Annotated in this window: 21 protein-coding genes, 1 tRNA gene and 4 pseudogenes; 11 read left to right on the top strand and 15 right to left on the bottom strand. The window is 59.2% G+C overall.

All coding sequences use genetic code 11. The annotated features are described in order from the left end of the window. From C8024_RS14275 to C8024_RS14310, 8 genes and pseudogenes are all read right to left on the bottom strand, one after another. Positions 1 to 2,509: aminopeptidase (locus tag C8024_RS14275; RefSeq protein ID WP_173206371.1), on the bottom strand; the 2,509-nt coding region annotated here is incomplete at its 3' end. Continuing rightward, positions 2,491 to 2,967, bottom strand: coding sequence for an ABC transporter permease (locus tag C8024_RS14280; protein ID WP_173206374.1), 477 nt, complete (start codon positions 2,965 to 2,967; stop codon positions 2,491 to 2,493). The genes C8024_RS14275 and C8024_RS14280, both read right to left, overlap by 19 nt. A gap of 14 nt (positions 2,968 to 2,981) precedes the next feature. After that, positions 2,982 to 3,879: pseudogene (locus C8024_RS14285) on the bottom strand (ABC transporter ATP-binding protein). Between the two features lie 205 nt (positions 3,880 to 4,084). Next, positions 4,085 to 4,435: pseudogene (locus tag C8024_RS14290) on the bottom strand (SGNH hydrolase domain-containing protein); the annotation flags it as partial. 37 nt (positions 4,436 to 4,472) lie between these two features. Beyond that, the gene (locus C8024_RS14295; protein WP_217272221.1) at positions 4,473 to 4,928 is read right to left on the bottom strand and encodes a hypothetical protein; all 456 of its coding nucleotides are present in this window, start codon (positions 4,926 to 4,928) and stop codon (positions 4,473 to 4,475) included. After that, the gene (locus C8024_RS14300; protein WP_217272222.1) at positions 4,889 to 5,377 is read right to left on the bottom strand and encodes an acyltransferase; all 489 of its coding nucleotides are present in this window, start codon (positions 5,375 to 5,377) and stop codon (positions 4,889 to 4,891) included. Before C8024_RS14300 ends, C8024_RS14295 begins: the two co-directional genes overlap by 40 nt. Before the next feature lie 272 nt (positions 5,378 to 5,649). Further along, positions 5,650 to 6,138: an acyltransferase gene (locus C8024_RS14305; protein WP_173206385.1), complete on the bottom strand. Its 489-nt coding sequence runs from the start codon at positions 6,136 to 6,138 to the stop codon at positions 5,650 to 5,652. 53 nt (positions 6,139 to 6,191) lie between these two features. Continuing rightward, positions 6,192 to 6,277, bottom strand: a tRNA-Tyr gene (locus C8024_RS14310). A 135-nt stretch (positions 6,278 to 6,412) separates the two neighbouring features. Here C8024_RS14310 and rlmB point away from each other — a divergent pair. Both rlmB and C8024_RS14320 read left to right on the top strand, forming a co-directional pair. Further along, a pseudogene (gene rlmB, locus C8024_RS14315) lies at positions 6,413 to 7,158 on the top strand (23S rRNA (guanosine(2251)-2'-O)-methyltransferase RlmB). Positions 7,159 to 7,160: 2 nt separating this feature from the next. Then, complete coding sequence (locus C8024_RS14320; protein ID WP_173206388.1) at positions 7,161 to 7,904, top strand: hypothetical protein; 744 nt, start codon at positions 7,161 to 7,163, stop codon at positions 7,902 to 7,904. Positions 7,905 to 7,969: 65 nt separating this feature from the next. Here the strand turns inward: C8024_RS14320 and C8024_RS14325 are convergent, their stop codons facing one another. After that, the gene (locus tag C8024_RS14325) at positions 7,970 to 8,287 is read right to left on the bottom strand and encodes a 2Fe-2S iron-sulfur cluster-binding protein (protein ID WP_100092549.1); all 318 of its coding nucleotides are present in this window, start codon (positions 8,285 to 8,287) and stop codon (positions 7,970 to 7,972) included. Between the two features lie 92 nt (positions 8,288 to 8,379). On the opposite strand from C8024_RS14325, the pseudogene C8024_RS14330 reads away from it, so the two are divergent. Further along, a pseudogene (locus C8024_RS14330) lies at positions 8,380 to 8,996 on the top strand (DNA-3-methyladenine glycosylase). Positions 8,997 to 8,999: 3 nt separating this feature from the next. On the opposite strand, the gene C8024_RS14335 reads toward C8024_RS14330, so the two are convergent. Genes C8024_RS14335 through C8024_RS14350 form a run of 4 tightly spaced genes read right to left on the bottom strand, consistent with a single transcriptional unit; the run spans position 9,000 to position 12,626 of the window. Then, entirely contained in the window at positions 9,000 to 9,761 is a 762-nt protein-coding gene (locus C8024_RS14335) for an SDR family NAD(P)-dependent oxidoreductase (RefSeq protein ID WP_254305951.1), read from the bottom strand. Between the two features lie 32 nt (positions 9,762 to 9,793). Beyond that, positions 9,794 to 10,318, bottom strand: coding sequence for a hypothetical protein (locus C8024_RS14340; protein WP_367947356.1), 525 nt, complete (start codon positions 10,316 to 10,318; stop codon positions 9,794 to 9,796). 2 nt (positions 10,319 to 10,320) lie between these two features. After that, positions 10,321 to 11,856 carry an ABC transporter permease/substrate-binding protein gene (locus C8024_RS14345; protein WP_173206396.1) on the bottom strand — a complete coding sequence of 512 codons (1,536 nt, stop codon included), beginning with the start codon at positions 11,854 to 11,856 and terminating at the stop codon, positions 10,321 to 10,323. Further along, positions 11,853 to 12,626, bottom strand: coding sequence for an ABC transporter ATP-binding protein (locus tag C8024_RS14350; RefSeq protein WP_173206399.1), 774 nt, complete (start codon positions 12,624 to 12,626; stop codon positions 11,853 to 11,855). The genes C8024_RS14345 and C8024_RS14350 overlap by 4 nt, the downstream gene beginning before the upstream one ends. A 109-nt stretch (positions 12,627 to 12,735) precedes the next feature. Between C8024_RS14350 and C8024_RS14355 the strand changes: the two genes are divergently transcribed. After that, positions 12,736 to 13,569, top strand: coding sequence for an SDR family oxidoreductase (locus C8024_RS14355; protein ID WP_173206402.1), 834 nt, complete (start codon positions 12,736 to 12,738; stop codon positions 13,567 to 13,569). 3 nt (positions 13,570 to 13,572) lie between these two features. Here the strand turns inward: C8024_RS14355 and C8024_RS14360 are convergent, their stop codons facing one another. Further along, complete coding sequence (locus C8024_RS14360; protein ID WP_173206404.1) at positions 13,573 to 13,869, bottom strand: 4a-hydroxytetrahydrobiopterin dehydratase; 297 nt, start codon at positions 13,867 to 13,869, stop codon at positions 13,573 to 13,575. A gap of 175 nt (positions 13,870 to 14,044) precedes the next feature. Here C8024_RS14360 and C8024_RS14365 point away from each other — a divergent pair, with 175 nt between their 5' ends. Further along, on the top strand, positions 14,045 to 14,548 hold the full coding sequence (locus C8024_RS14365) for an ATP-binding cassette domain-containing protein (RefSeq protein ID WP_367947357.1): 504 nt from the start codon (positions 14,045 to 14,047) through the stop codon (positions 14,546 to 14,548). Further along, entirely contained in the window at positions 14,548 to 15,195 is a 648-nt protein-coding gene (locus C8024_RS14370) for a heme exporter protein CcmB (protein ID WP_173206516.1), read from the top strand. Before C8024_RS14365 ends, C8024_RS14370 begins: the two co-directional genes overlap by 1 nt. Positions 15,196 to 15,211: 16 nt before the next feature. On the opposite strand, the gene C8024_RS14375 is transcribed toward C8024_RS14370, so the two are convergent. After that, positions 15,212 to 15,832: a TetR/AcrR family transcriptional regulator gene (locus C8024_RS14375; RefSeq protein WP_173206409.1), complete on the bottom strand. Its 621-nt coding sequence runs from the start codon at positions 15,830 to 15,832 to the stop codon at positions 15,212 to 15,214. 157 nt (positions 15,833 to 15,989) lie between these two features. Between C8024_RS14375 and C8024_RS14380 the strand changes: the two genes are divergently transcribed. From C8024_RS14380 to C8024_RS14400, 5 genes are all read left to right on the top strand, one after another. Next, the gene (locus tag C8024_RS14380) at positions 15,990 to 17,471 is read left to right on the top strand and encodes a TolC family protein (RefSeq protein WP_367947358.1); all 1,482 of its coding nucleotides are present in this window, start codon (positions 15,990 to 15,992) and stop codon (positions 17,469 to 17,471) included. Continuing rightward, positions 17,472 to 18,842 (top strand): HlyD family efflux transporter periplasmic adaptor subunit, encoded by a 1,371-nt coding sequence (locus C8024_RS14385; protein WP_173206411.1) that lies wholly within the window; start codon positions 17,472 to 17,474, stop codon positions 18,840 to 18,842. Beyond that, on the top strand, positions 18,839 to 20,755 hold the full coding sequence (locus C8024_RS14390; protein WP_173206417.1) for an efflux RND transporter permease subunit: 1,917 nt from the start codon (positions 18,839 to 18,841) through the stop codon (positions 20,753 to 20,755). Before C8024_RS14385 ends, C8024_RS14390 begins: the two co-directional genes overlap by 4 nt. Further along, entirely contained in the window at positions 20,653 to 22,074 is a 1,422-nt protein-coding gene (locus C8024_RS14395) for an efflux RND transporter permease subunit (RefSeq protein ID WP_173206420.1), read from the top strand. The genes C8024_RS14390 and C8024_RS14395 overlap by 103 nt, the downstream gene beginning before the upstream one ends. Before the next feature lie 143 nt (positions 22,075 to 22,217). Then, positions 22,218 to 22,940 carry a siderophore-interacting protein gene (locus C8024_RS14400; RefSeq protein WP_367947359.1) on the top strand — a complete coding sequence of 241 codons (723 nt, stop codon included), beginning with the start codon at positions 22,218 to 22,220 and terminating at the stop codon, positions 22,938 to 22,940. Positions 22,941 to 22,943: the final 3 nt, after the last annotated feature.

Here is a 22,943-nt window from a genome sequence, read left to right on the forward strand (position 1 = left end):
TGAGATAATTGTCGAGCTCATATTTGAGGAAGCGGCGGATTTTATCCTCGCCGTAGATCTGCTTCATCACCATCAGTGCCGAATATTGCGCCATGGTTTCCACCATCAGTGTCCCGCCCTGCATATTGGCGCTGATTAGCTGATGCGCCCAATATTGATGGCCGAATTCATGCGCTGTCACATAGGTCACATAGTCAATATTGTCCGGATCGGTTATATTGGCCAGAAACCCTATCCGCTCGGAATAGGGGACGGTCCCGGCAAAGGCCTGCGCGAAGCTGGCATAGCCGGGAAACTCGATTATCCGCGCATAGTCGAACTGATAGGGTCCGAAATTCTTCTGGAAATAAGCCAGCGATATTTCGGTCGCATCCAGCATGGTCTCGACATTATAGCCATGCTCCGGTTGATAATAGACCGCCATGTCGACGCCGTTGGCGCTGCGTTCGGCGACCGCATATTCTGCCGACTGGATCGAGAAAAAGGCGAGGATCGGATTGGTCGAGACAAATCTCGCGATGCGCCGGTCGCCCTTCACCTCGTCCGATATTTTGCTACCGGGCGCGATCGGGGTCTGCTCCTTGCTGGTACTCAGAGTGATATCGGACATTACCCAGTCGGCATTGCCAACATAATTTTGCTCCCGCGCGCTTTCGTCGCCAAGCTTCGGTGGCCGAAGTTCCGAGGGTAGCCCGTATTTGCGGCGCGTTGTCCGGTCGGTCAGCAATCCGGCGCGATTCATCCCCAGTTGCGGCGAAAATTCGCTGTTGTTCAGGAAAGTACCGTTGCTGACGAGGCGCACATCATTGTCACGGGCCTTAAAGCCCCTGGCCTGGCGACGGGCCTTGAAGGCGATGCTTCTATGTTCGCCGACCGCCATAGGAGTGTCGAGCCGGTAGATGCGATATTTATATTTTTCGTCGTTCATTTCCAGCTTTGAATCGGGAATATCGACGGACAGGACCTCGACGACAGGATCCTGGAAACGCACGTGCAGAACCTCTACCGGAGCGCCGGTGTCGTTCACAATGTCCGCAGAACCGGAAACGTCCAGCTTTTTCTCTTCGGGGAAAATATCGATATCCAGCTTGATGCTGGTGAAGGCCGGCTGCTTCAGCCCTTCATATTTCAGATATTTCTTCTCATATTCGGCCTGCATTTTCTCAAGGCCGTCACGCGCGACATATTCGTTCAGCACATTGGTGTTCTGGTAGATGTAAAAGCCGGTCGCGGCAGTGAACGCTACCAATATCGCCAGCAATCCGCCTGCCGGACTGACCAGCCGGCGCGGCAGCTGACGGATGCGCGGCAGCAGGCTCGTTTCAGTCCCGCGCCGCCAGATGAAATGCGCCAGCAGTGCCAATATCGCAGCAAAGGCACCCCAATAGAGACGGACCCACCAGGCGCCGACACCGCTGACCATATCGCCGTTGATATCCGAAAGCGGCACCGGAATGCCCTGACCGAACAGATAGAGCGGATGATTCCATCCGATGATGTTGAAGACAATCGTCGCCACCATGTAGAGGACCATGATGCCCCAGCCGATATATTTGTTCGGGCTGAGCGCCTGGACAAATACCGACAAGATGCCGAGCGTGACCATTTCCACCGTGCCGGGCAACAGATACCATTGCAGATATTTGCCGAATTCCAGATCGGTATAGCCCTTGCCCAGCTGAATGAGCATCGCCGACAACATGGAAATGACCAGTGCAGCCAGCAGCACGCCGATAACCGCCAGGGCCTTGGGCACCATATAGGCCCAGTTCGGCAAGGAGGTGGAATCGATGATCTCGTGCATTTTCCGGTCGCGATCACGCCAGACCAGCTCGCCGCCGTAAAAAATGGCGAGGATCATTGGAAATAGCGTGAAACCGCCTTCGAGGATGCCGATCACATAGAATGTCCTGGGATAGGCAGGCGTGCCATAGGGCACGGTGTTCAGCAGAAGGGCGGCCCCGGAGGAGAACAGGCCGATGAAGACGATGATGAAAAAGGCAGGGCTTTTGAAGATCTGGGACATTTCGAAGCGCGTTCGAGCGGCCAGTCTCGCCCAGGTGGCTGCGCCCGGCCTGGCGGCGGGCAAGGTTGCGAGCAATACCGGCTTCTCCTTAGCGAGCGCTGCGGCCTTCTTCTGCTGCTTCTTCAGCTTCCGTTTCGACACCCCGCGCTCGGCAAAGCTGAAGCGCGAATAGGCGAAGGCCAGGAACGCCAAGGAAATGCTGATCCAGATCAGCCGGTTGGCCAGCAGCACCCCGTCAAAGGGCGCCATCATGCTGTTGCTTTCCGCTGCGGTCCAATAGCGGGTTATATATTCATAGGCGGCTCCGCCAAACGGCTCGGCATAGGCGCTGAACAAGAGCAACGCGGGATCGAATTCGGTGACCGCGCTGAACACCAGATAAAGCACCAGAAAGATGATGACGGCGACATAGCTGTACATCATCGACCGGGTGACGGTGGCAACGGCGAAGAAAAGACAGGATGTCAGGAATATCGAAGGCAAGGCCAGCAGGAAATAGGCGTAGAGATAATCACCGAGCCGGTTGGGACCAAGCGTTTCCGGGTCGACCAGGGCATGTGACTGCCGAGAAAAACCGCCAGGGGCACGGTCAGAAAAGCGATCGCGGATATGCCGAAAGCGCCGGTGAACCGGCCGATCAGATAGTCAAACTTGCTAACCCGGGTCGACCGCACCATCGGCCCGAACCCGCTGTCATCATCCCGGACAATGACATTCGCGACGAAGGCGGTGGTCACGAACATGAAGAAAATCGACAATATGATCGTCGTTTCGGCCAGCGCCGCCGGGCTGTTGGCGTGGACATTGCCGCCATCGCCGATGCGCACATTTTCCGATGTTGCCGCCCCGAAGGTGAGCAGGAAGAAGATAGTGGTAACCACCCAGAAAACCGGGTTGCGAAGCTGGTAACGCAGTTCAAACGCAGCGATTTTGCCGAACATCCTGTCTCTCCCGCTCAGGCCGCCGTGGCTTCGGTGATGATATCCTTGCGCGCGCCGGCCAAAGTCGAGAAATAGACATCCTCCAGCCCGCCATTCACCGCTGCGAAGCCGTCCTTCGGATCGCTGGAGCTGAGGATGTGGATGACCGTCGAGCCCGCGAAAAGGCGGGTGGAGATGACTTCATATTTGGCTCGATAGTCGTCGAGCTGCTCGCGCCGGATCGTTTTGGACCAGATCGTCCCGCCGGTTTTCTCGATCAGGTCGAGCGGTGCACCCTCGAGCTCGATCCGGCCGTTGGCGATGACCGCCATCTGCGGGCAGAGGTCGGCGACATCCTCGACAATATGGGTCGACAATATGATCACGACATTCTCGCCGATTTCGGCGAGCAGGTTGAGGAAGCGGTTGCGTTCCTCGGGATCAAGGCCCGCTGTCGGCTCGTCGACGATGATCAGCTCGGGATTGCCGATCAGCGCCTGGGCGATGCCGAAACGTTGTCGCATCCCGCCGGAAAACCGGCGATCGCCTTTTGCGGACATCCCAGAGATTGGTCTGGCTGAGCAGGGTCTCGACCGTAGCCTTGCGATCCGCTGCCGACGCGATCCCCTTCAATACAGCCATATGGTCGAGCATGTCATAAGCCGAAACACGCGGATAGACGCCGAAATCCTGCGGCAGATAACCAAGCGATTCGCGCAGTTTCTCCGGCTCCTGCAAAATATCCAGATCGCCGAAATAAATCTCGCCCTGCGTGGGAGTCTGCAGCGTCGCCACCGTCCGCATCAAGGTCGATTTTCCCGCGCCATTGGGACCGAGCAAACCGAACATGCCCTTGGGGATCGACAGGCTGACATCGTCCAGCGCTTTCGTACCGTTCGGGTAGATATGGGTCACATTCTTGAGTTCCAGCATACACGGATTCCTGTTTCAATCGCGATCAACAAGACGGTGTATTACCCAGATAGTGCACCTGATGCAATGTGCAATTTCGAAAATCCGGCAGAGCGCGACAAACAGGATGGTGCAACAGCCCGGCGCGTCACAGCGCCCGACACCCATTCATGGGCAGCAGGCCAGCACGAATACCCGGTCCGGGCGACAATACATGACGCTGGCGCTACTCCAAAAGACCTTGTTCAAGGGCACGCCGCACAAAGTAGCGCGCGCCGTCCAACGTCCAGTGATGCCCGTCAAACATCGCCTTCTTCCCATCAGGCGTCATCAGATGACAAGACCCGACCGCATCGTCACACACCAAATCCCTGCGCGAGACAAACCGGATATCCAGTTGCTCAGCAAGGTCACGCAAAGCCAGGTTGAGCGGCGCGACGCTGGCAACCTCATAGCGCGGAGCAAGCGCATTCAGTTTCTCAAGGCTCGCGTGATCACCGGAACGCCGCAAGTACCAATCGAATATCGGCAGCACCCCGGGTGATTCAAACTCTGCCGTGTTCCCAATCAGAATGACCCTTTTTCGCGCGTGCGCATGCTTTTAAGGGCGGCGCTCAGGTTCGCCATCTTGGTGGAATCATATTTTGTCGCGACCATGACAATATCGGCTGCGGCAAAGTTCGGCGAGGCGAAAAGTGTATCCACTTCGGACTTGCCAAATTGTTGCGAAGGCCATAGCGCGCGACCTCATACCCATCAGCGTTCAGATACAGCCCATTGAAGAAATCCTTGCTGTGGGAATTTCCGACGACCAATATCTTCGGACCGCCTGCATCTTTGAACCAAAGATCTTCTTTCTCGTGGCGTGACGCCACATGGGCCTCCGGTTCGCCTTCGCTTGAATCGGGATTCAAATCCTTCAGGATCGACCAAGATTGCTTTTGCAGCACTTCATTATCGTAGATATTGTCCTGATAGAGCGCGTCGAGCTTGGCAAGCCGGTGCTGCGACAGCACATCGGTGAAACTGCTTAGCCCCGCAAAACCGCGATCGCGAGAGTGGCCGTGCATGTCGTCGCCACAAAGGCCCGGCCCGGTATGCGAAAGCGAAACGGCTTTTCGATCGCGTAGTAGCCCGCAGCCGAGAGGGCGAGGGTTACAACAATCCAAAGCGCGTGGTCCGCTGCGGTCACGCCGTCCAAGTTGGTCAGTCGACCGAAGGCAAACACCGGAAAGTGCCAAAGATAAATTGAGTAAGAGAGCTTTCCGATGAACACGAAGGGAGAGGTGGACAGAAGTTTCGTCACCGGTTCACCCGGCTGGGTAAACCACAAAAGCCCACAGCACGCCAAGATGAAAGGCAAAGTGGGCAGGCCAGGATGTGTGTATTGGCCAAAGTGAAAGGCGACAAAATAGCCGACGATAACGAGAAGCGAAAACAACGGAATAAGCCCGCGATCCGTCCACTGCGCAGAGCATCCGGGCGTTTTGAGACAGATATGCAAGCCCGGATCCGGCAAGCAATTCCCACGCCCGGCTAAGGGGAGAGAAAAACGAAAGATCTGCCCGGTGGATCGTGGTCATATGGGCGATCACAAGGCTGATAAGGGCCATGGCAACGATTCCGATCCAGATCGCATTTTTGTACCGATCTTGAACAAACCGAGCAGAACCAGAGGGAAAAGAAGGTAGAACTGCTCTTCGATCGCAAGGCTCCATGTATGCAGAAACGGTTGCAGCAGGCTTGACTGCGCTCCATAGCTGCCAAGCTGATCTGCCCAGAAAAGGTTGCTCACGAAAAAAGATTGGCAATCAGCGACGAACCAAAACGGCTTAGCTCACTCGGAAGCAAAACGGCCAAGGCCACAGGAAGACTGACCAGCATGACCAAGAGCAAGGGGGGAAGAATACGTCGCGCACGCCGTGCATAGAACCGGCCAAAGCTGATCCTGCCCTGCGTTTGCAATTCCTCCAAGAGGATTTTGGTAATCAGGAAACCTGACAGAACGAAAAACAAATCAACGCCAAGAAAGCCCCCTGGCAGAATAGAGCTTCCTGCGACGGTGATCTTCAGGTGATAAATCAAGACAGCCGCAACAGCGATGCAGCGCATACCGTCGATTTCCGGGCGATAGGTAAGTTTATGTCCTGAACTATGCATTGGGAAACCGTTCTGTAAATGCCCAGCCTCTTGCCGAATTCCCTCTACGAATGCAACTTCGACTTGCCCCCGTACAGCGTCACGCTCAGGCTTATGTGCCAAAGGCCCGAAGCCGGCCATATTTCGACGAAAACGCAGAAGGGGATAGTCAGGGATGTTGGGATATAGGGTAATGGTGGACAGGATAGGATTCGAACCTATGTACGCTTACGCGGGCAGATTTACAGTCTGCTGCCTTTAACCACTCGGCCACCTGTCCATCCGGGTATCCAAGGCCGCCATCGGCGACAAGAGCGGCTCAATGACGAAGGGATGACAAACTGTCAATGCCTGCCCATTGAAATTTGCAGAAAAAAAGGCTGTCGGCAGCAGACATAGCGTCTAGAGAGCCAATATGGCACGCAAGAACAAATCGATAAAGAAAACCGGTGGTGGTCTCAAATTCTGGGGACGTCATGCTGTAGAAGCCGCGCTCGACAATCCGAGACGGGTGATCAAGAAAATCTCGATCACCCGCGAGGCCCTGGCAACGCTTGAGATTCCCGACGATATTCCGGTGGTGATCAGTGACGTTGCCGATCTGGGACGCGTGATTCCGCGCGATGCACCGCATCAGGCATGGTCGCCGATGTCGACCCCCTGCCCGATATCTGGCTCGGCGATATACTCGACCAGCAGAGCGAGCGACCGTTGCTGCTGCTGGATCAGGTCACCGACCCGCATAATGTCGGCGCGATATTGCGCTCCGCCGCTGCCTTTGACGCGGCGGCGATCATCACCCAGGACCGGCATGCCCCGCCCGAATCGGGGGTCGTGGCAAAATCGGCATCCGGGGCGCTGGAAATCGTCCCCTGGGTCCGCGTGGTCAATCTGGCCCGCGCCCTCGACGATATTGCCGATGCCGGATACTGGCGAATCGGACTCGATGGCGATGCTGCCGACGAGCTCGAGCCGGCGATGGGCACGGGCAAGATCGCGCTGGTCATGGGGGCTGAAGGCGAAGGCCTGCGACAGAATGTCGCGGGACATTGCGACACATTGGCCCGCTTGCCGATGAGCAGCAAGATGGAAAGCCTGAACGTGTCGAACGCCGCCGCGATCGCCTTATATGCGGAGTTTACCAGACAAAGGGGAGAATAGCCGTGGAGAGATTTTGCAAATGGTTGCTGGCTCTGGTCGCGCCGCTGCTGCTGGTCGGCTGCCTGCTCATTCCGGGCAAATTCGAATCGGAACTGCGCCTGATGAACGACGGCAGCTATAGTTTTGTCTATAATGGGCAGATGCAGCTCGCTGAGGGCGGTGACGATGCCATGTCTTCGCCGTCGGGCATCGCAGATGGCGAGCAGGCTGAAAGCGGTTCAAGCGAGGAAGACCAGAAAAACGCCGCGATGCGCTCTATTTTCGGAGGAGCGGTACCCGGCGATGATGAAGGCCTGAAGCTTTTTGCCGCGAAACTCGCCAAATATGATGGCTGGAACAAGGTCGAATATATCGGTGATAATATGTTCGAGGTCGAATATGCCATCAGCGGCCAATTCGACCGGATGCTGGCTTTTCCCACGATACCGGGGGCAACGATGCAATTTCCCTTCGTCCAGGTCATCAGGCGCAGCAAGGGCGAACTCGAGATACTGACGCCGGCCATGGCAAGCGCTGGCGGACTGGTGGGCAATTTGCGCCCGCCTTCGCTGGGCGGTCCATCGGACGTATCAAAAGCGCAACTGATCGACGGGACCTTCACCATCGTCACCGATGGCACCGTGCTGTCCAACAATACCGAAGATGGCCTCACCGTCGATGGTTCGCTGAAAAACATGCACTGGAAGGTAGACGCGACGAGCGGCCCGGAAGGAAGCCCGCGCGCGATTGTCAAACTGGCCAACTAGATTTTGAACCGGACAAAAAAGGGGCTGCTGAAAAGCGGCCCCTTTTTGCATTCGGTCTGAAGCAATCAGTCTTCTTCGGCGATCCGGACCTTCAGGCCGTCGAGTTCGTCGGACAATTCGATCTGGCAGCTGAGCCGCGAATATTCGTCGCGATGGTCGCTGCTTTCCAGCAGGTCATCTTCGTCTTCGCTCATTTCCGGCAATTTGGCTTTCCAGTCCGCGTCGATGTGGACATGGCAGGTTGCGCAGGAGCAGCAGCCGCCGCACAGAGCGAGCAATTCGTCAAATCCGTTGTCGCGGATCGCTTCCATGACGCTGACTCCGGCATCGACGGAAACCGCTTTTTCTTCGCCATCGCGGCCGGTTACGTGAATCGTTGGCATAGCTACCCCTTAGTGACTGTTCATTGAAAATCCCGCACGCTATGTCTGGACCTTCAAAAAGAATCAAGGGCCGAAACAAGAGCGGGAAATCGATGGGCCTATCAAAAGAAATGATCAAAGCCGGACTGGACCATGCCGCTGCGGTTGAACCGCGACTGGCCGCCGCCATTGAATCCTCCGGCTATCCCGAGCCGCGCATCCGGCCGGAAGGCTATGAAACTCTGCTCCGTACCATCGTCGGCCAGCAGGTCAGCGTGGCGTCGGCAGCAGCGGTCTGGAACAAGCTGGAAGCGCGGCTGGGCGACGGTTGCCCGGCTGAAGCGCTGATTGCCACCGAATTTGACGAGCTGCGCGCCTGCGGCCTGTCGCGCCAGAAACAGGGCTATGCGCGAAGCCTGGCGGAGCTGATATTGTCCGGCGGGCTCGACCTCAAAACCTGCCGCAGGATGACGAGGAGGCGATCGCGCTGCTGACCAAGGTCAAGGGCATTGGCCGCTGGTCGGCGGAAATCTATCTGCTGTTCGCGCAGGGCCGCCCCGATATCTGGCCGGCTGGTGATCTTGCGATACAGGTGGGTGTTGGCGATTTTCTCGGCCTGCCGGCGCGCCCATCGGAAAAGGAAGTTCGCGATATCGCGCAAAGTTGGTCCCCGCATCGCGGCGCCGTGGCGATATTCACCTGGCACCATTATCATGTGATGGTGATGTAGCGGCTAGAGATCGACCGGATGATTCCACCAGGCGCTGTCGGTAAAGGCACGCATATCGAGTTCAAACGTCCAGGCCGAGCGGTGCTGGTGCGCGATATGGAAATAGGTGTCGGCGATTGCCGCCGGTTCCATGATCTCGTCCTTGCCGTTAGCCTTGGCTTCCCGCAATTTGGCGAAACGCTCCGGCCCGAGCAGCTTGCCCAGCGTGTCCGGCGCGTTGACCGCGCTATCGATCAATATATGCGCGACATGGATATTCTGCGGCGCAAATTCCGCGTTGAGCGTCTGGCACAGCATCCGCCGGCCGCCCATCGCGGCCGCGTGACTATGCTGCCCGGCATTGCCGCGCATCGCCGAGGTCGCGGAGGTCACCAATAGCGCCCCTCCCCCGCGTTCAACCATCTTCGGGAACAGCTTTTGTGCCACCCGGAACACACCGAGCGTGCCCATCCGCCAGCCCAGTTCAAATGTCTTCAGCGGCGTATCCGCCAGCGCCCGGTTGCCGATCTGCGCCCCGAGATTATAGACCACTACATTGATCGGCCCGATATCGGCCTCGACATCGTCGATCAGCTTCTCGATCGCGCCCTCGTCCACCGCGTTGAGCAAATGGCCCGAGGCCTTGCCGCCGGCGGTTTCGATTTCGGCGACCATATCGTCGAGACCGGCCTGATCGCTGCGACGACACAAGGCGACATGATAGCCGTCCTGCGCGAAACGCTTGCCGACATGGCCGCCAATGCCGGCGCCTGCCCCGATGATCATGCAAACGTCCGTCATATCGCGCGCCTCTTTTATTATTTCAGAAAGGGATTGAGCTTCATGACCTCTTCCATGAAGGACCGCGGCTTTTTCCAGTTGGCCGTTTTCAAATTGGTCTTGAGGTCCAGCGTCTTGATCACGTCATTGATGAAATGCACGCAATTGCGCTTGTTGAGACTATAGCTTTTCTGCGGGATAGCCTGCCATTTTTTGACCACGCCGAGCAGTTCGCGATATTTCTTGTCGCTCACTTTCACGGTGAAATGCGGGTTGCTGCTCGCGATATAGTCGGCGGATGGAGCTTTGACGTGGCCCTTGACCGATCCGAACAAGATGCCCGGCGACACGTTGATTGCGGTAAAGCCGAATCCGGTGTCGACTTTCTGGCCATCGGCCAGTTCCCCCTTCGCGACGAAGAAAGCGTGCGGGAAATTCTTGCCGAAATCATGCGAATAGAAAGTGACCGTCACTTCCGCCCGCGCCGCGACCGAGAAGCTTGCCATGAACAGCAGTGCGACCAGACCGGCCATTCTTAACAGATTTGCAAAAGCAGATTTCACATTCATTCCCTCAATTTATCGTTCAGCCAGCGTGCGGCTTGCCGGGGTGTTTTCTTGTCCGCGTCCCGGTCGACCGTATAATTGGCCTCGCGCATATTTTCTACCGTGATTGCGCCGATCAGGGGTTTTAGTGCGGCAACAAATTTATCGTCGCCACCGCGCTTCGGTGCCAGCAACAGTATAGCTTCGTAGGATGGAACGGCCCCCTTTATATCGTCCAGCACGACGAAATTATTGGCGGCAATCCGCCCGTCTGAGGAAAAAGCCGAGATAACGTCAACCTCGCCACTGGCGAGCGCCGGATACATGAAGGTCGGGCTGAACGAGCGGGCATGTTTGAAGCGGATCGGATAGGCATCGCGCACCATTTGCCATTCGGGCCGTTCGAGAAACTCGACATCGGTGCCGAAATTGAAATCACTAGACACCCGCGCCAGATCATCCAGTGTCCGGAGCGATTTTGTCCGGGCGTCTTCCGGCCGCACGGCGAAGGCATAGGTATTTTCAAAGCCCAGCGCGCCGAGCATTTTAACCCCGTGATTGGCGCTGGTCCATTGACCGATCGTGTCGAGCATCGCCGATTTCGGCTGGCTGTCGCTGCGCTGCATCTGGTTGGTCCAGATCGTGCCGGAATAGTCGACATAGACATCGACATCGCCCTCAGACAAAGCCTGATAGACCACAGCGGAACCCAGCCCGTCGCGGTAGCGAACGGCATAGCCCGCCTCTTCCAGCCGCGACCCGATCAGCCGCGCGAGTATATATTGTTCGGAAAAGCCCTTGGCCCCGATCACCACAATATTGTCGCGGGCGATCATCAGCGGCAGCGTCGCGACCAGCAGGCCTGCGGCAATAATCGCCATCCCGGCCCATGCCAATATCCGGCGCCGTTCGCGGATGCCCCGCTCGATCAGCCCGAGCAGAAGATCGACCGAAATCGCAAGCGCCGCGGAGAACAGGCAACCGGCCAGCACCAATGTCCAGTTCTGCGTCTGCAATCCGGCGAAAATCAGATCGCCAAGGCTGGGCTGGCCAACCGTGGTGGACAGCGTCGCTGCGCCGATGGTCCAGACCGCAGCGGTGCGGATACCGGCCATGATCGTAGGCGCCGCCAGAGGCGCTTCGACATAATATAATTTCTGGCTGCTGGTCATGCCGAGACCGTCCGCCGCTTCCTTCGCTGCCGGATCGACCCCGGACAATCCGGTCACCGCGTTGCGCAGGATCGGCAACAAGGCATAGAGAGTCAGCGCGAGCAGAGCCGGCAGGAAACCGAAGGCGGAGATGCCGCCACCGATCAGCGCCGATATACCGAGCAGCAGCGGATAGAAGAGCGCCAGCAGCGCCAGTCCGGGGATCGTCTGGATCAGGCTGGCGAGCGTCAGCGCGACCGCAGCCACTCTGGGTGACCGCGCCGCCCAGATGGCGAGCGGGAGGCAGATGAGCATCGCCAAGGCAAGCGCCGAGACGCTGATCTGGACATGGGCGGCGAGCAATTCCGGCACCCGCGACAAAGCCTGTTGCCACGCCTCGGTCATGACTTTTTACCCAAGGCGATGAGATGCGCGGCCTGCGCCCGGGGGATGGCGACCAGCGCCTCGGCTTCTTCGCCGACATTGCCGGACAGCAGCTCGGCGGGCGTGGCATCCGCCTTGATCTGCCCGCCCTCCATCACCAGGATGCGATCCGCCAGATAGAGCGCTTCGGCCATGTCATGGGTGACGATGATCGTGGTAAGACCGAGCCGCTGGTGCAGCGCCTTATACTGGTCGGTCAGGCTATCGCGGGTCACCGGGTCGAGCGCGCCAAAGGGCTCGTCCATCAGCATCAGGCCGGGCCGCGTCGCCAGCGCCCGGGCGACGCCGACGCGCTGTTGCTGGCCGCCGCTCAACTGATCCGGCATGCGCGAGGCCATGTCCTGCGGCAGTTCGACCAGATCGAGCAATTCGGTGACCCTCTCGTCCCTGCCCTCTGTCTCGCCTGCCAGTTCCAGCCCGATGGCGATATTGCGCGCGATGGTCATATGCGGGAACAGGCCGATATTCTGGAACACATAACCGATACGGCGGCGCAGGATATGGGGATCGACCGAGTCGATGGCTTCGTCAGCGATGAAAATTGTACCGCTATCCGGTTCGACCAACCGGTTTATCATCTTCAGCAGGGTCGATTTTCCCGAGCCCGACAGGCCGACCAGGGCGACCAGACTGCCCGCCGCTATTTCCAGCGAAACCCCGTCAACAGCGCGAACCGTACCGTAATGGCGGCTCAGCTTGTGCAGGCTGATGGAAGGACCGGAAACAGGCATCGGAATATATAGTGACGCGCTTTATCGCGCATGTCCAACTTGACTTGACGTTCGCGCCAAAAACCGCTCGAATGAACATCAATGTTAATAACGAGGCGGGAGCGGATTCATGGGCTATCAAAGTGGGCAGAAGACTATTTTCATCACCGGAGGGGCCTCCGGTCTCGGTCGCGAAGTCGGTCGCTATTTTGCAGCGCAAGGCTGGTTCGTCGGGATTGCCGATGTCAATGACAAGGGCATGGCCGAAACGGCAGCGCTGTTGCCCGACGGTCAAAGCTCTATCCACAAGCTCGACGTCACCGACCGGGCGCAATGGAAACAGGCGGTTTCCGAATTTGGCGCGATCACCGGCGGCACGATGAATGTCCTGTTCAACAATGCCGGTATCGGTGAAGGCGGTGCGATCCAGGATATGGAGGACGCGGCCATCGACCGGATGATCGCGATCAACCTGACCGGCGTAATTAGCGGCACCCGCGCCTGTTTCGAGATGCTCAAGAGCACGCCTGACAGCTGCATTCTCTATACGGCTTCGGCAGCGGGCATTTACGGGGTCGCCGACCTGAGCGTCTACAGCGCGACCAAATTTGCCGTGCGCGGCCTGGCCGAATCGCATGATATCGAATTGCGCAAATATGGCATCAAGTCGCGCTCGCTGATGCCGGGCTTCATCGACACCAATATCATTTCCGAGGTCGTCGAAGGCACCAACCAGAGCGGCAAGGAACGGCTTGAGGAAGCGGGCGTCATGGTCAGTCCGGTCTCTATCATCGGTCCAGCGGCCTGGGGCGCGGTGCACGGCGACAAGCTGCACACCCCGGTCAACAAAATGGCGAAACAGCTGGCTTTTGCCGCCCGCTGGATGCCCGGCCGCGTGCGCAAACAGTCGGTCAGTCTGGCGAGCAACCTTGGCGACGTTCTTGCCGGATCGGAAGAGAAATAGCGCCTAGGCGCAGGCCTCGATCACAGCAGCCAGATCGAGGTCGCGCTGCGACAATCCGCCATTTTCACCCGCGTCATGCGTGGTCAGCAATATGTCGACGCGATTGAAGACATTGAACCATTCGGGATGGTGATCGGCCTTTTCTGCGTGCAAGGCGACGCGGGTCATGAAGGCGAAGGCTTCGGTGAAATCGGAGAATTTGAACGAGCGGCTGATGGCATCGCGCTCCCCGTCATATTGCCAGCCCGGCAGCTTGGCGAGAGCCGCCTTGCGTTCGTCGTCATTCAGTTGCGCCACCATATTTATCGCTCCTTGCTTGGCTTTCACGCCAATCCATGTCTTAAGTCTGTGCGATGAGCAAGACCCAGTCAACCGGAAGCCATAATCGGCTAGTCGTCGAGGCGTTGAGCTGTGTGCGCGGCGAACGACTATTGTTCCGCAACCTTACTTTTCGCTGCAGCCGGGACAGGCCGGATTGCTCACCGGCCCCAATGGCGTCGGCAAATCCAGCCTGCTGCGGCTGCTGGCCGGTCTGCTCCAGCCGGCGGCGGGAACCTTCATGGCTCCGGACAGAAAAGCCCTATGCGATGACCGGCTGGCGCTGGACGAACATCTGCCGCTCGAACAGGCATTGGCCTTCTGGGCGAAACTGGACGGCAAGACACCGGACGATGCCGCTGCTGCGATGACGCGGGCGGGGCTGGACCATCTGGCAGAAGTGCCGGTGCGCTATTTTTCAACCGGGCAGAGACAGCGGGCGCGGCTGGCACGCACCTATCTGGCAGATGCCAGGCTGTGGCTGCTCGACGAGCCAGCCAATGGCCTGGATAGCGATTCGGTGGATCAAATGGGACGCATGTTACAGGAGCATCTCGATAGCGGTGGGATCATTCTTGCGGCCAGCCATATCCCGCTTCCGATTGCTTTTGATTACGCCCTGCAGCTCGAACCGCTGGAAGAGTTGGAGGCATGTTTGTGATGCACAGCTTTGCCACCATCATCTGGCGCGATGTGCGGCAGAGCTATGCGAGCGGCGGAACCTGGCTGCCGGTGATATTCTATCTTTCGGCAGCAACATTATTTCCCTTTGCTGTGGGTCCGGACCGCGCTTTGCTGCTGCAGACCGGCGGCGGCATCCTGTGGATCGCGGCCTTGCTGGCGACTCTGCTGCCGCTCGACCGGCTGATCCAGCCCGATCTGGAAAATGGTGTGTACGACCAGATGATCGTACGCGGCCTGTCCGACGAGACAATCGCCGCCGCGCGGCTGGTGTCCCACTGGCTGGCTTTTGGTCCGCCGCTTCTGCTGGCTGCATTTCTGGCGAGCGGACTGATGGGTCTGGAATGCGAAGCCCTTGGCAGGCTGCTCGCGAGTCTGGCGATCGCGACACCGGCGCTGGCCGGCCTTGCGGTGATGATCGCGGCACTCACCGCCGGGATGAAGGGAGCGGGCGCGCTGGGCGGACTGCTGCTGGTTCCGCTTGCCATTCCCCTGCTGATTTTCGGCGCGGGAAGCCTTTCGGCGCAGGGCAGCAGCGCCCTGCTGTTTCTCTCGGCCATTTCGCTGCTGCTGGTCGCCATCACCCCTTTTGTCGCGGGTGCTGCGCTGGGCGCGGTTCGGGAATAAACCGCTTTTCGCCAGATTATTTCTGGTGGATGAGCATCCAGGCATCGACGGCCCGCTTGGCGCGCTCGCGTTTCTGTGGCGTGGTCAGCTTGATTGTCTCGCCATAGCGAAGAAACACATCGATTCTCCCGATCACGAGACTCACGAACATTTCTGCCGAAAAGACCAGATTGTCACTCTGGATTTCGCCCTTGTCCCGCGAGATTTTGAGCAGATCGATGAGATTTTGCAACAGCGCACGGGGGCCATTGTCGAGAAAATAGGCGCCGACTTTGGGATCCCGGTTGACTTCTGCGGCCATTATCCGGTCAAAACGGATTCTTTCCTCTACCATTATCGCGCTCAGCATATTTTCGGCCGCCGAGATCAGGGTCTCGCGCAGACTTCTGGTCTTTGAATTTTCGCCGACCAGGCTTTCGCTCATTTCACGGCATTGCGCCTTGACCACCTCGGCGAAAAGATTTTCCTTGTTTTTAAACCAGCTATAGATGGTGACCTTCGAGACTTCGGCGCGCGCGGCGATCGCCTCGATGCTGGAGGCGGAAAAGCCGGAAGTGAAGAATTCGATACGGGCAGCGGCCAGAATCTTGGCGATCTTGCGCTGGCTGGACGGGCGGTCGGCCCGTTCTTTCAGCATATCAACCTCCGTATTTTCCACGATTATATTCCTTTCCGGACGAAAATATTTACAAATTGAACGCTTGCGTTCAATTTAAACGTTGACGTTCAATTTCTTTGATGGCATATTATTGATGCTTGGTAAAGGCCAAGCCGATTCAACCGCGGATAAATTTGTGACAAAACAGTTCAGGAGCCCCCGTTTTACGCTGCTTGCGATGGCGTTCGCCGTCAGTGGCTGCGCGAGTCTCGCACCCGATTCGCCAGCCCCCGGGATCGCCGCCGGCATGCCGCCAGCCTTCGAACAGGGCGAGGCCGATGGTCGCTATCAACCCGCGCGCTGGTGGACATCGTTCGAGGATCCGGTGCTCGACAATCTGCTCGACGAAGCGCTGAGCAAGAATCTGGATCTGGCAGAGGCGTCAGCCAGATTGCGCGCCGCCGAGGCGCGGGCGCGTATCTCCAAAAGCGGTCTGTTCCCGCAGATCAATGCCGGACTGGACAGCAGCTATTCGGATTCCCCGACCGCCGGAACCAGCTTTGGTGCGGTGGCCGGAGGAGGACGGCTGCAGAATGAAACCTATTCCTCCAGCCTCGCCTTTTCCTATGAGCTGGATATCTGGGGCAAGCTGCGCAATGATGCGCGGGCCGGCCGCGCCGACGCCATTGCCTCCGCCGCCGATCTGCAAGCCGTTCGCCTGGCGGTACTGGCGGAAGCGATCACCAGCTATTTCGACATCGTCGATGCGCGCCACCAGATCGCGCTCACCACCCGCATCATCGATGTCCTCGGTGATCGGGTCGAGCAAAGCGAGAACCGCTATAGCCGCGGCCTGATCACCTCTTTTGAACTCTATCAGGTCCGTCAGGATTTCCGCAACGTACAAGCCAGTCTGCCGCAGCGGGAAAGCCAGCTGGCGGCGACGGAAGGTCAACTGGCCGTTCTGGTCGGCCGATATGCCAATAATATGGACGAGCTGATCGGCGGGAGCCTGACCCCCAAGCTGGACTTCGCACCGGTCCCCTCCGGCCTGCCGATCGACCTGCTGGCCCAGCGGCCGGATGTCTTTGCCGAAGGCCAGCGGCTCGAATCGGCACGCTATAATCTCGGCGCGCGGCGAGCGGAACGCTTCCCGTCGCTCAGCCTTTCTGCGAGCACCGGCAGCCAGGCGGGAGCAGCATCGGATGTGTTCGACATATTTGACAATTGGGTGCTGAACCTGGGCGCGGGCCTGACCGCCCCGCTGTTCCAGGGTGGCCGGATCCAGGCCAATATCGAGGTCGCGGATGCCGAATATGCGCAACAGACAGCCGTCTATGCGCGCACCGTGCTGACCGCCTATCAGGAAGTCACCACGGCTATCGAACGGTATGAAGAAGAGCGGCAGCGCTACCGGTTCCTGTTCTCCCAACTGGACGAGGCGGAAGCGGCAGCAGGCCTGCAGTCCCGCCGCTTTGCCAATGGCGTCGGCAGCTATGTCGATTATCTCGACGCGTTGCGGGCGCAATATCAGGTAGAATCATCGCTTTCATCGGCCGCGCGCGACGTGGCATTGGCACGGCTCGGCGTACACCGGGCCCTGGGTGGCAGCTGGGACGATGTTCCCCAGGCGCCAGATATCATGGCCGCCCCTTCGGCCATTCAAGGAGAAAATTAAGTGCAAAGGCAACGCGTAATCGGCGGCCTGATCCTGCTCGCGGCAATATTGATCGCTGCGGTCCTGATCCTGCTCCGTTCCGATCCGGAAGAAAAGGCGCCGGATGAACTCGTCCCGCTGGTCCAAGCGGAAAAGCTGGAAATCCGTTCCGGCAATCTCATGGTCAGGGGCGCGGGAACCGTGCGGGCCCGCGAGGAACTGACCCTCGCCGCAGAAGTTTCCGGCAAGCTTGTCTATGTCAATCCGGACCTGCGCGAAGGCCAGCGCATCGCGCGGGGGGCGGTGCTGTTCCGCATCGACACATCCGATTATCGCAACGCCGTGCAAACCGCGCAGGCCGATGTCGCATCGCAGGGCATTTCGGTCCTGCAGGCACAAGAGGAAGTGACTCTGGCGAAAGCCGAACTCGACCGCTTCCAGCAGCGCGCCGTCAGCGGCGGCAATGCCTATGCAAGCGTTGACGGCAATGACTATGCGGCAAAAATCCTGCCGCCGGATGCCTTGGCCAGGAAAAATGGCGCGGACACGCCACAGGCCCGTCAGAATATCGCGACCAATGGTCTGGCAACAAGAGAGCCGCAACTGCAATCCGCCCGCGCCGGGCTGCGAAGGGCGCAGGCCAATCTGGCCAATGCCCAGACGGCGCTGCAACGCACCGTGGTTCGCGCGCCTTTTTCCGGCATTGTGCGTACCGAGGACATAGCCGTCGGCAGCTATGTTCAGCCCGGTCAGGCGCTGGGTTCGATGGTGGCGACCGCAGATTATGAAGCGGTTATTCCGCTCTCCGAACAGGATGCGGCGCTTATCCCGCAGCTGTTCCGCGCCGGTTCGGGCAACCGGATCGAAGCCGCGATATATTCCGACTATGGCGGCATCCGCTATCGCTGGCCTGCCTATGTTGACCGCGTCAACGGCGTGCTCAACCCGCAGACCCGCACAATTGACGTATATCTGCGCATCCCGAATCCGCTGCGGGGTGGCGCGCCGGCGGCTGTTGCCGAAAATGACGGAAAGTCAGCCACGGCATCCTCCGCCCCTCCCCTGTTCGTCGGCAGTTTTGTCGACACCGAGATCAGCGGCCGGGCGCTGGATGAATATGCCGTGCTGCCGCTGGCAGCCCTGCAGGCGGGGAACGAGGTCTGGCTGGTGCGGGACGGCAAATTGCATATCGTCACCGTGGAAATATATCAGCGAACCGACAAGAGCGCGCTGATCAGCACCAAGGGACTGGGACCCGATCCGGTCGCCGTTACCGGCAATCTGAAGGTTGCGACCGAAGGCCTGCGCGTTCGGGTTGCCCAGCCGCGGACATCGGCTGCAGCTGCGAAGCCCGCCGCCAAGGCGGAACCAAAGGCCAAAGCGGTAAAATGACAGATTCAGCCAATCGAGATCCGTCCCTGCCGGAACAGCCGAGCACGGAGATATTGCAGCAGAGCGGCGTTGTCGCCTTCATGGCGCGCAACGGTGTCGCCGCCAATCTGCTGATGATATTCCTGATCGTCGCCGGTATCATGTCCTACCGGACGATTGTCCAGGAGGTGTTCGCGGAGAACAGTCTCGACACGATCCAGGTCAGCGTGGCCTATCCCGGCGCCACGCCGGACGAGGTCGAGGAGTCGATCGTCCAGAAGATCGAGGAAGCCGTCGAGGCGGTGGAGAATGTCAAACAGATCAAGTCGACTGCTGCCGAGAATACCGGATCGGTGTCGATCGAACTGGAACTGGGTACCGATATCGACCGGGCGCTGGATGATGTCAAAGCCGAGATAGACCAGATCCAGTCCTTCCCCGCCGAAGCGGAAGAACCCAGCGTACGTGAACTGACCACGCGGCAAAGCGTCGTGCGCATCGCCATTTTCGGCGATGTTTCGGAAAGCGCGCTGAAGGAGACCGCCTATCGGCTGGAGGACTCGCTCGCTGCGCTGCCGGAAATCTCCTTCGTCGACACCAGCTCGATCCGCGATTACGAAGTGTCGATCGAGGTGCCGCAGGATACGCTGCAGGCTTTCGGGCTTTCGCTGAACGACATATCGCGCACCGTCGCCGCCAGCAGTCTCGACAGTCCCGCCGGCTCGATCGATACCGACAGCGAAGAAGTGCGCGTCCGGACCATCGGCCAGAATTACAACCAGCAGAATTTCGAAGACATCGTGCTGGTGAGCAACGAAAATGGCGCGCTGATCCGGCTTGGACAGATCGCGAATATCCGCGACGAGTTCGAGGATGCCGATCTCGTGTCCCTGTACAACGGCAAGCCGGTGGCCTTTGTCGAGGTTTTCCGCAGCAGCGACGAGCGTGTGCTTGATGTGTCCCGCGCCACCAGGGAATATCTCGAAGGGCCGTTCGCCCACTCGCTGCCGGAGGGCATTTCCTATGCGATCTGGAGCGATGACAGCGAATTGCTGAACGACCGGCTGACGCTTTTGCTGAAAAACGCGGCGATCGGTCTGTTTCTGGTGCTGATCGCACTTACCCTGTTTCTCGACATACGGCTCGCGGCCTGGACCGCGCTGGGCATCGGGGTTACATTTGTCGGCGCGATTTTCCTGCTCGATCTGGCGGGATCGAGCATCAACATGTTCTCCCTGTTCGGCTTCATTCTGGCCCTCGGGCTGGTGGTCGATGACGCGATTGTCGTCGGCGAGAGCGTCTATGCCCGGCGCGAGGCCGGCCGCACCGGAATGGGTGCAGCGGTCAGCGGCGCCCGGCGGGTCACCATGCCGGTCATCTTTGCCGTTCTGACAACCGTTGCCGCCTTTTCCCCCCTGTTTGCGATCGGCGGCGTCATGGGCAAGATTCTGGCCGACATCCCGCTCGTCGTCGTGGCGGTCCTCTTCCTGTCGCTGGTTGAAAGCCTGTTGATTCTGCCCAATCATCTCAGCCACTTGCCGGCCCCCGGTACGCCGACACGCAATCCCGTCACCCGCTTTTTCGAACGGGTGCAGACCAAGGTCGATGTCGAATATCAGAAGTTCGTCAACGGACCGCTCGATCGGGCGGTCCGCTATGCCGTGCGCATGCCGTTCGTGATCCTCGCCGGCAGTCTGGCCCTGCTCATCCTGATCGGCTCGCTGATCCCGGCGGGCATTATCAAGAATTCCTTCTTTCCGGCTATCGAAGCCGATGTCGTCACCGCCAGTCTGGAAATGCCGACCGGAACGACAATTGCGGAGACCGAAAAATGGCCCGCTTCATCGAGCAGAAGGGCCGCGAGACATTTGCGGAATTTGAAAAGCGGGAAGACGAGGACGCTGAGTCGCCCCTGCGCGGCATATTCACCCTGATCGGGCAGGAGCCCCGGAGCAGCGGCCCGGACTTCACAAATGGCGGCTTCTCCTCGAATATTGCCAGCGTCCAGTTCAGCTTCACCCCCGGGGACGAGCGCGCGCTGGCTTCCCGGGACTTTGAAAATGCATGGCGCGAAAAGGTCGGGCCAGTCGTCGAAGCGCGCTCGCTGGTCTTCGCATCGGACCTGATATCGATCGGCGCGCCGGTCGATGTACAGCTTTCCGATCCCGATCCGGCGGTGGTGGAATCCGCCTCGCTGAAACTGATGGAGAGGCTGAACCGCTTTTCCGGCGTGTTCGATATCGAGAGCGATCAGGATCAGGGCCTCAAGGAAATCCAGTTGCGGCTGAAGCCCGAGGCGCGGTCGCTGGGCGTAACCCTGCAGGATGTCGCGCTGCAGGTGCGTGCCGCCTTCTTCGGTAGCGAGGCGCTGCGCGTACAGCGCGGGTCGGAAGACATGCGCGTCTATATCCGCTTGCCGGAAGAGGAACGCAATTCGATCATCGACGTCGAGCGCTTCCGCGTCCGCGTTCCGGGCGGTGAAGTCCCGCTCGCCACCTTGGCCGAGGTCTCCTTCGGCCAGGCCCCTGCGGTCATCCGCCGGACCGACGGCAGACGGATCACGACGGTAACCGCCGATATCGACACCAATATCGTCACCAGCCAGGAAATCGCCAAGCAACTGACCGACGAGATCATGCCCGAACTGCAGGCGGACTATCCGCAATTGCTGTACAGTTTCGGCGGCGAACAGCAGGAGCAGGAAGATTCCTTCGGTGATCTGGGTATCGCCTTTGGCGCGGCCTTGCTGATGATCTACGCGCTGCTGGCGATACCTTTTCGCTCCTATATGCAGCCGCTGATCATCATGGCGGTGATCCCCTTTGGCATCATCGGCGCGCTGATCGGCCACCTGATTCTGGGACTGCCGCTCGGCGTACTCAGCATGTTCGGCATGATCGCCCTGTCCGGCGTGATCGTGAACGGATCGCTTATCCTGATCGACTTTACCAACGAAAATCTCCGCGAGGGCATGGCAATCGAGGATGCAATCATCAGCGCAACCAAATCGCGGTTCCGGCCGATCATGCTGACCTCGCTGACGACCTTCCTGGGCGTCGCCCCGATCACCTTCGAGACCAGCCTGCAAGCGCAGTTCCTGATCCCGATGTCGGCAAGCCTGGGTTTCGGCGTGTTGTTCGGAGCGATCATATTGCAACTGCTGATTCCCGCCATGACCATGATGGAATATAGCGCCAAGCAGCGGATCAAACGATATTGGAGCGACCTGTTTTCCCCCTCTGTCCCGGCCTGATTGCAGGGGACAGATACATTGGCCGGCCGCGTGCCGCTACACTTGCGAGCCCGTGGCACCGTGGCGCTTCGGGCAGGAATGGATAACCACAAGACCAAATGAATGGAAAAAATATGGCACGACCAGAACCGAGAAACTTGACAGTGACGGACAGCGTTCGCGTCACCCCCAATATGCACCGCGTGACATTGGGCGGTGACGGCTTGGCCGGTTTCCCCGCCGGCCAGAGCGGCGGCTATGTCAAGCTGATGCTGCCCGGGCCCGAAGGCGGGCGGCCTCTGGTGCGGACCTATACGATCCGCCACCAGTCAGAAAACGGCATTGCCGTCGATTTTGCCCTGCACGGGTCGGACGAGGATTCCGGGCCCGCGACAGGCTGGGCGCTCAAGGCGCAGCCGGGCGACATGATCCGGCTTGGCGGTCCTGGCGATGCCAAGCCGTTGCCCGAGGGGCGCGGACCGTTCCTGCTGGTCGGTGACATGACCGCCCTGCCCGCCATTTCGGTCAATCTGGAAGCCCTGCCCGCGGACGCGACCGGGGATGCGATCCTGCTTGTCCGGGACGAGGCCGACAGGCAGGCGCTCACCAAGCCGGACGGCGTCACGGTCCACTGGCTGGTCGACGCCGATCTGGGTGCCAATCCCGCGCTTCTCGCCGATGCCGCGCGCGCGCTGCCTGCGGTGGGCGATCTGGCTTATGCCTGGGTTGCCTGCGAGTTCGAGGCGATGAAGCTGCTGCGTGAATATCTGCGCGTCGAGCAGGGTTTCGGGCCCGATCGCCTCTATATCTCAAGCTACTGGAAGCGCGGCCTGATCGAAGACGACCACAAGCAGGTCAAGCGCGCCGATGCGCAGGCCGGCGGCTGATCG

Source organism: Sphingopyxis sp. BSNA05, from assembly GCF_013265645.1.
In the GTDB taxonomy this organism is placed as follows: domain Bacteria; phylum Pseudomonadota; class Alphaproteobacteria; order Sphingomonadales; family Sphingomonadaceae; genus Parasphingorhabdus.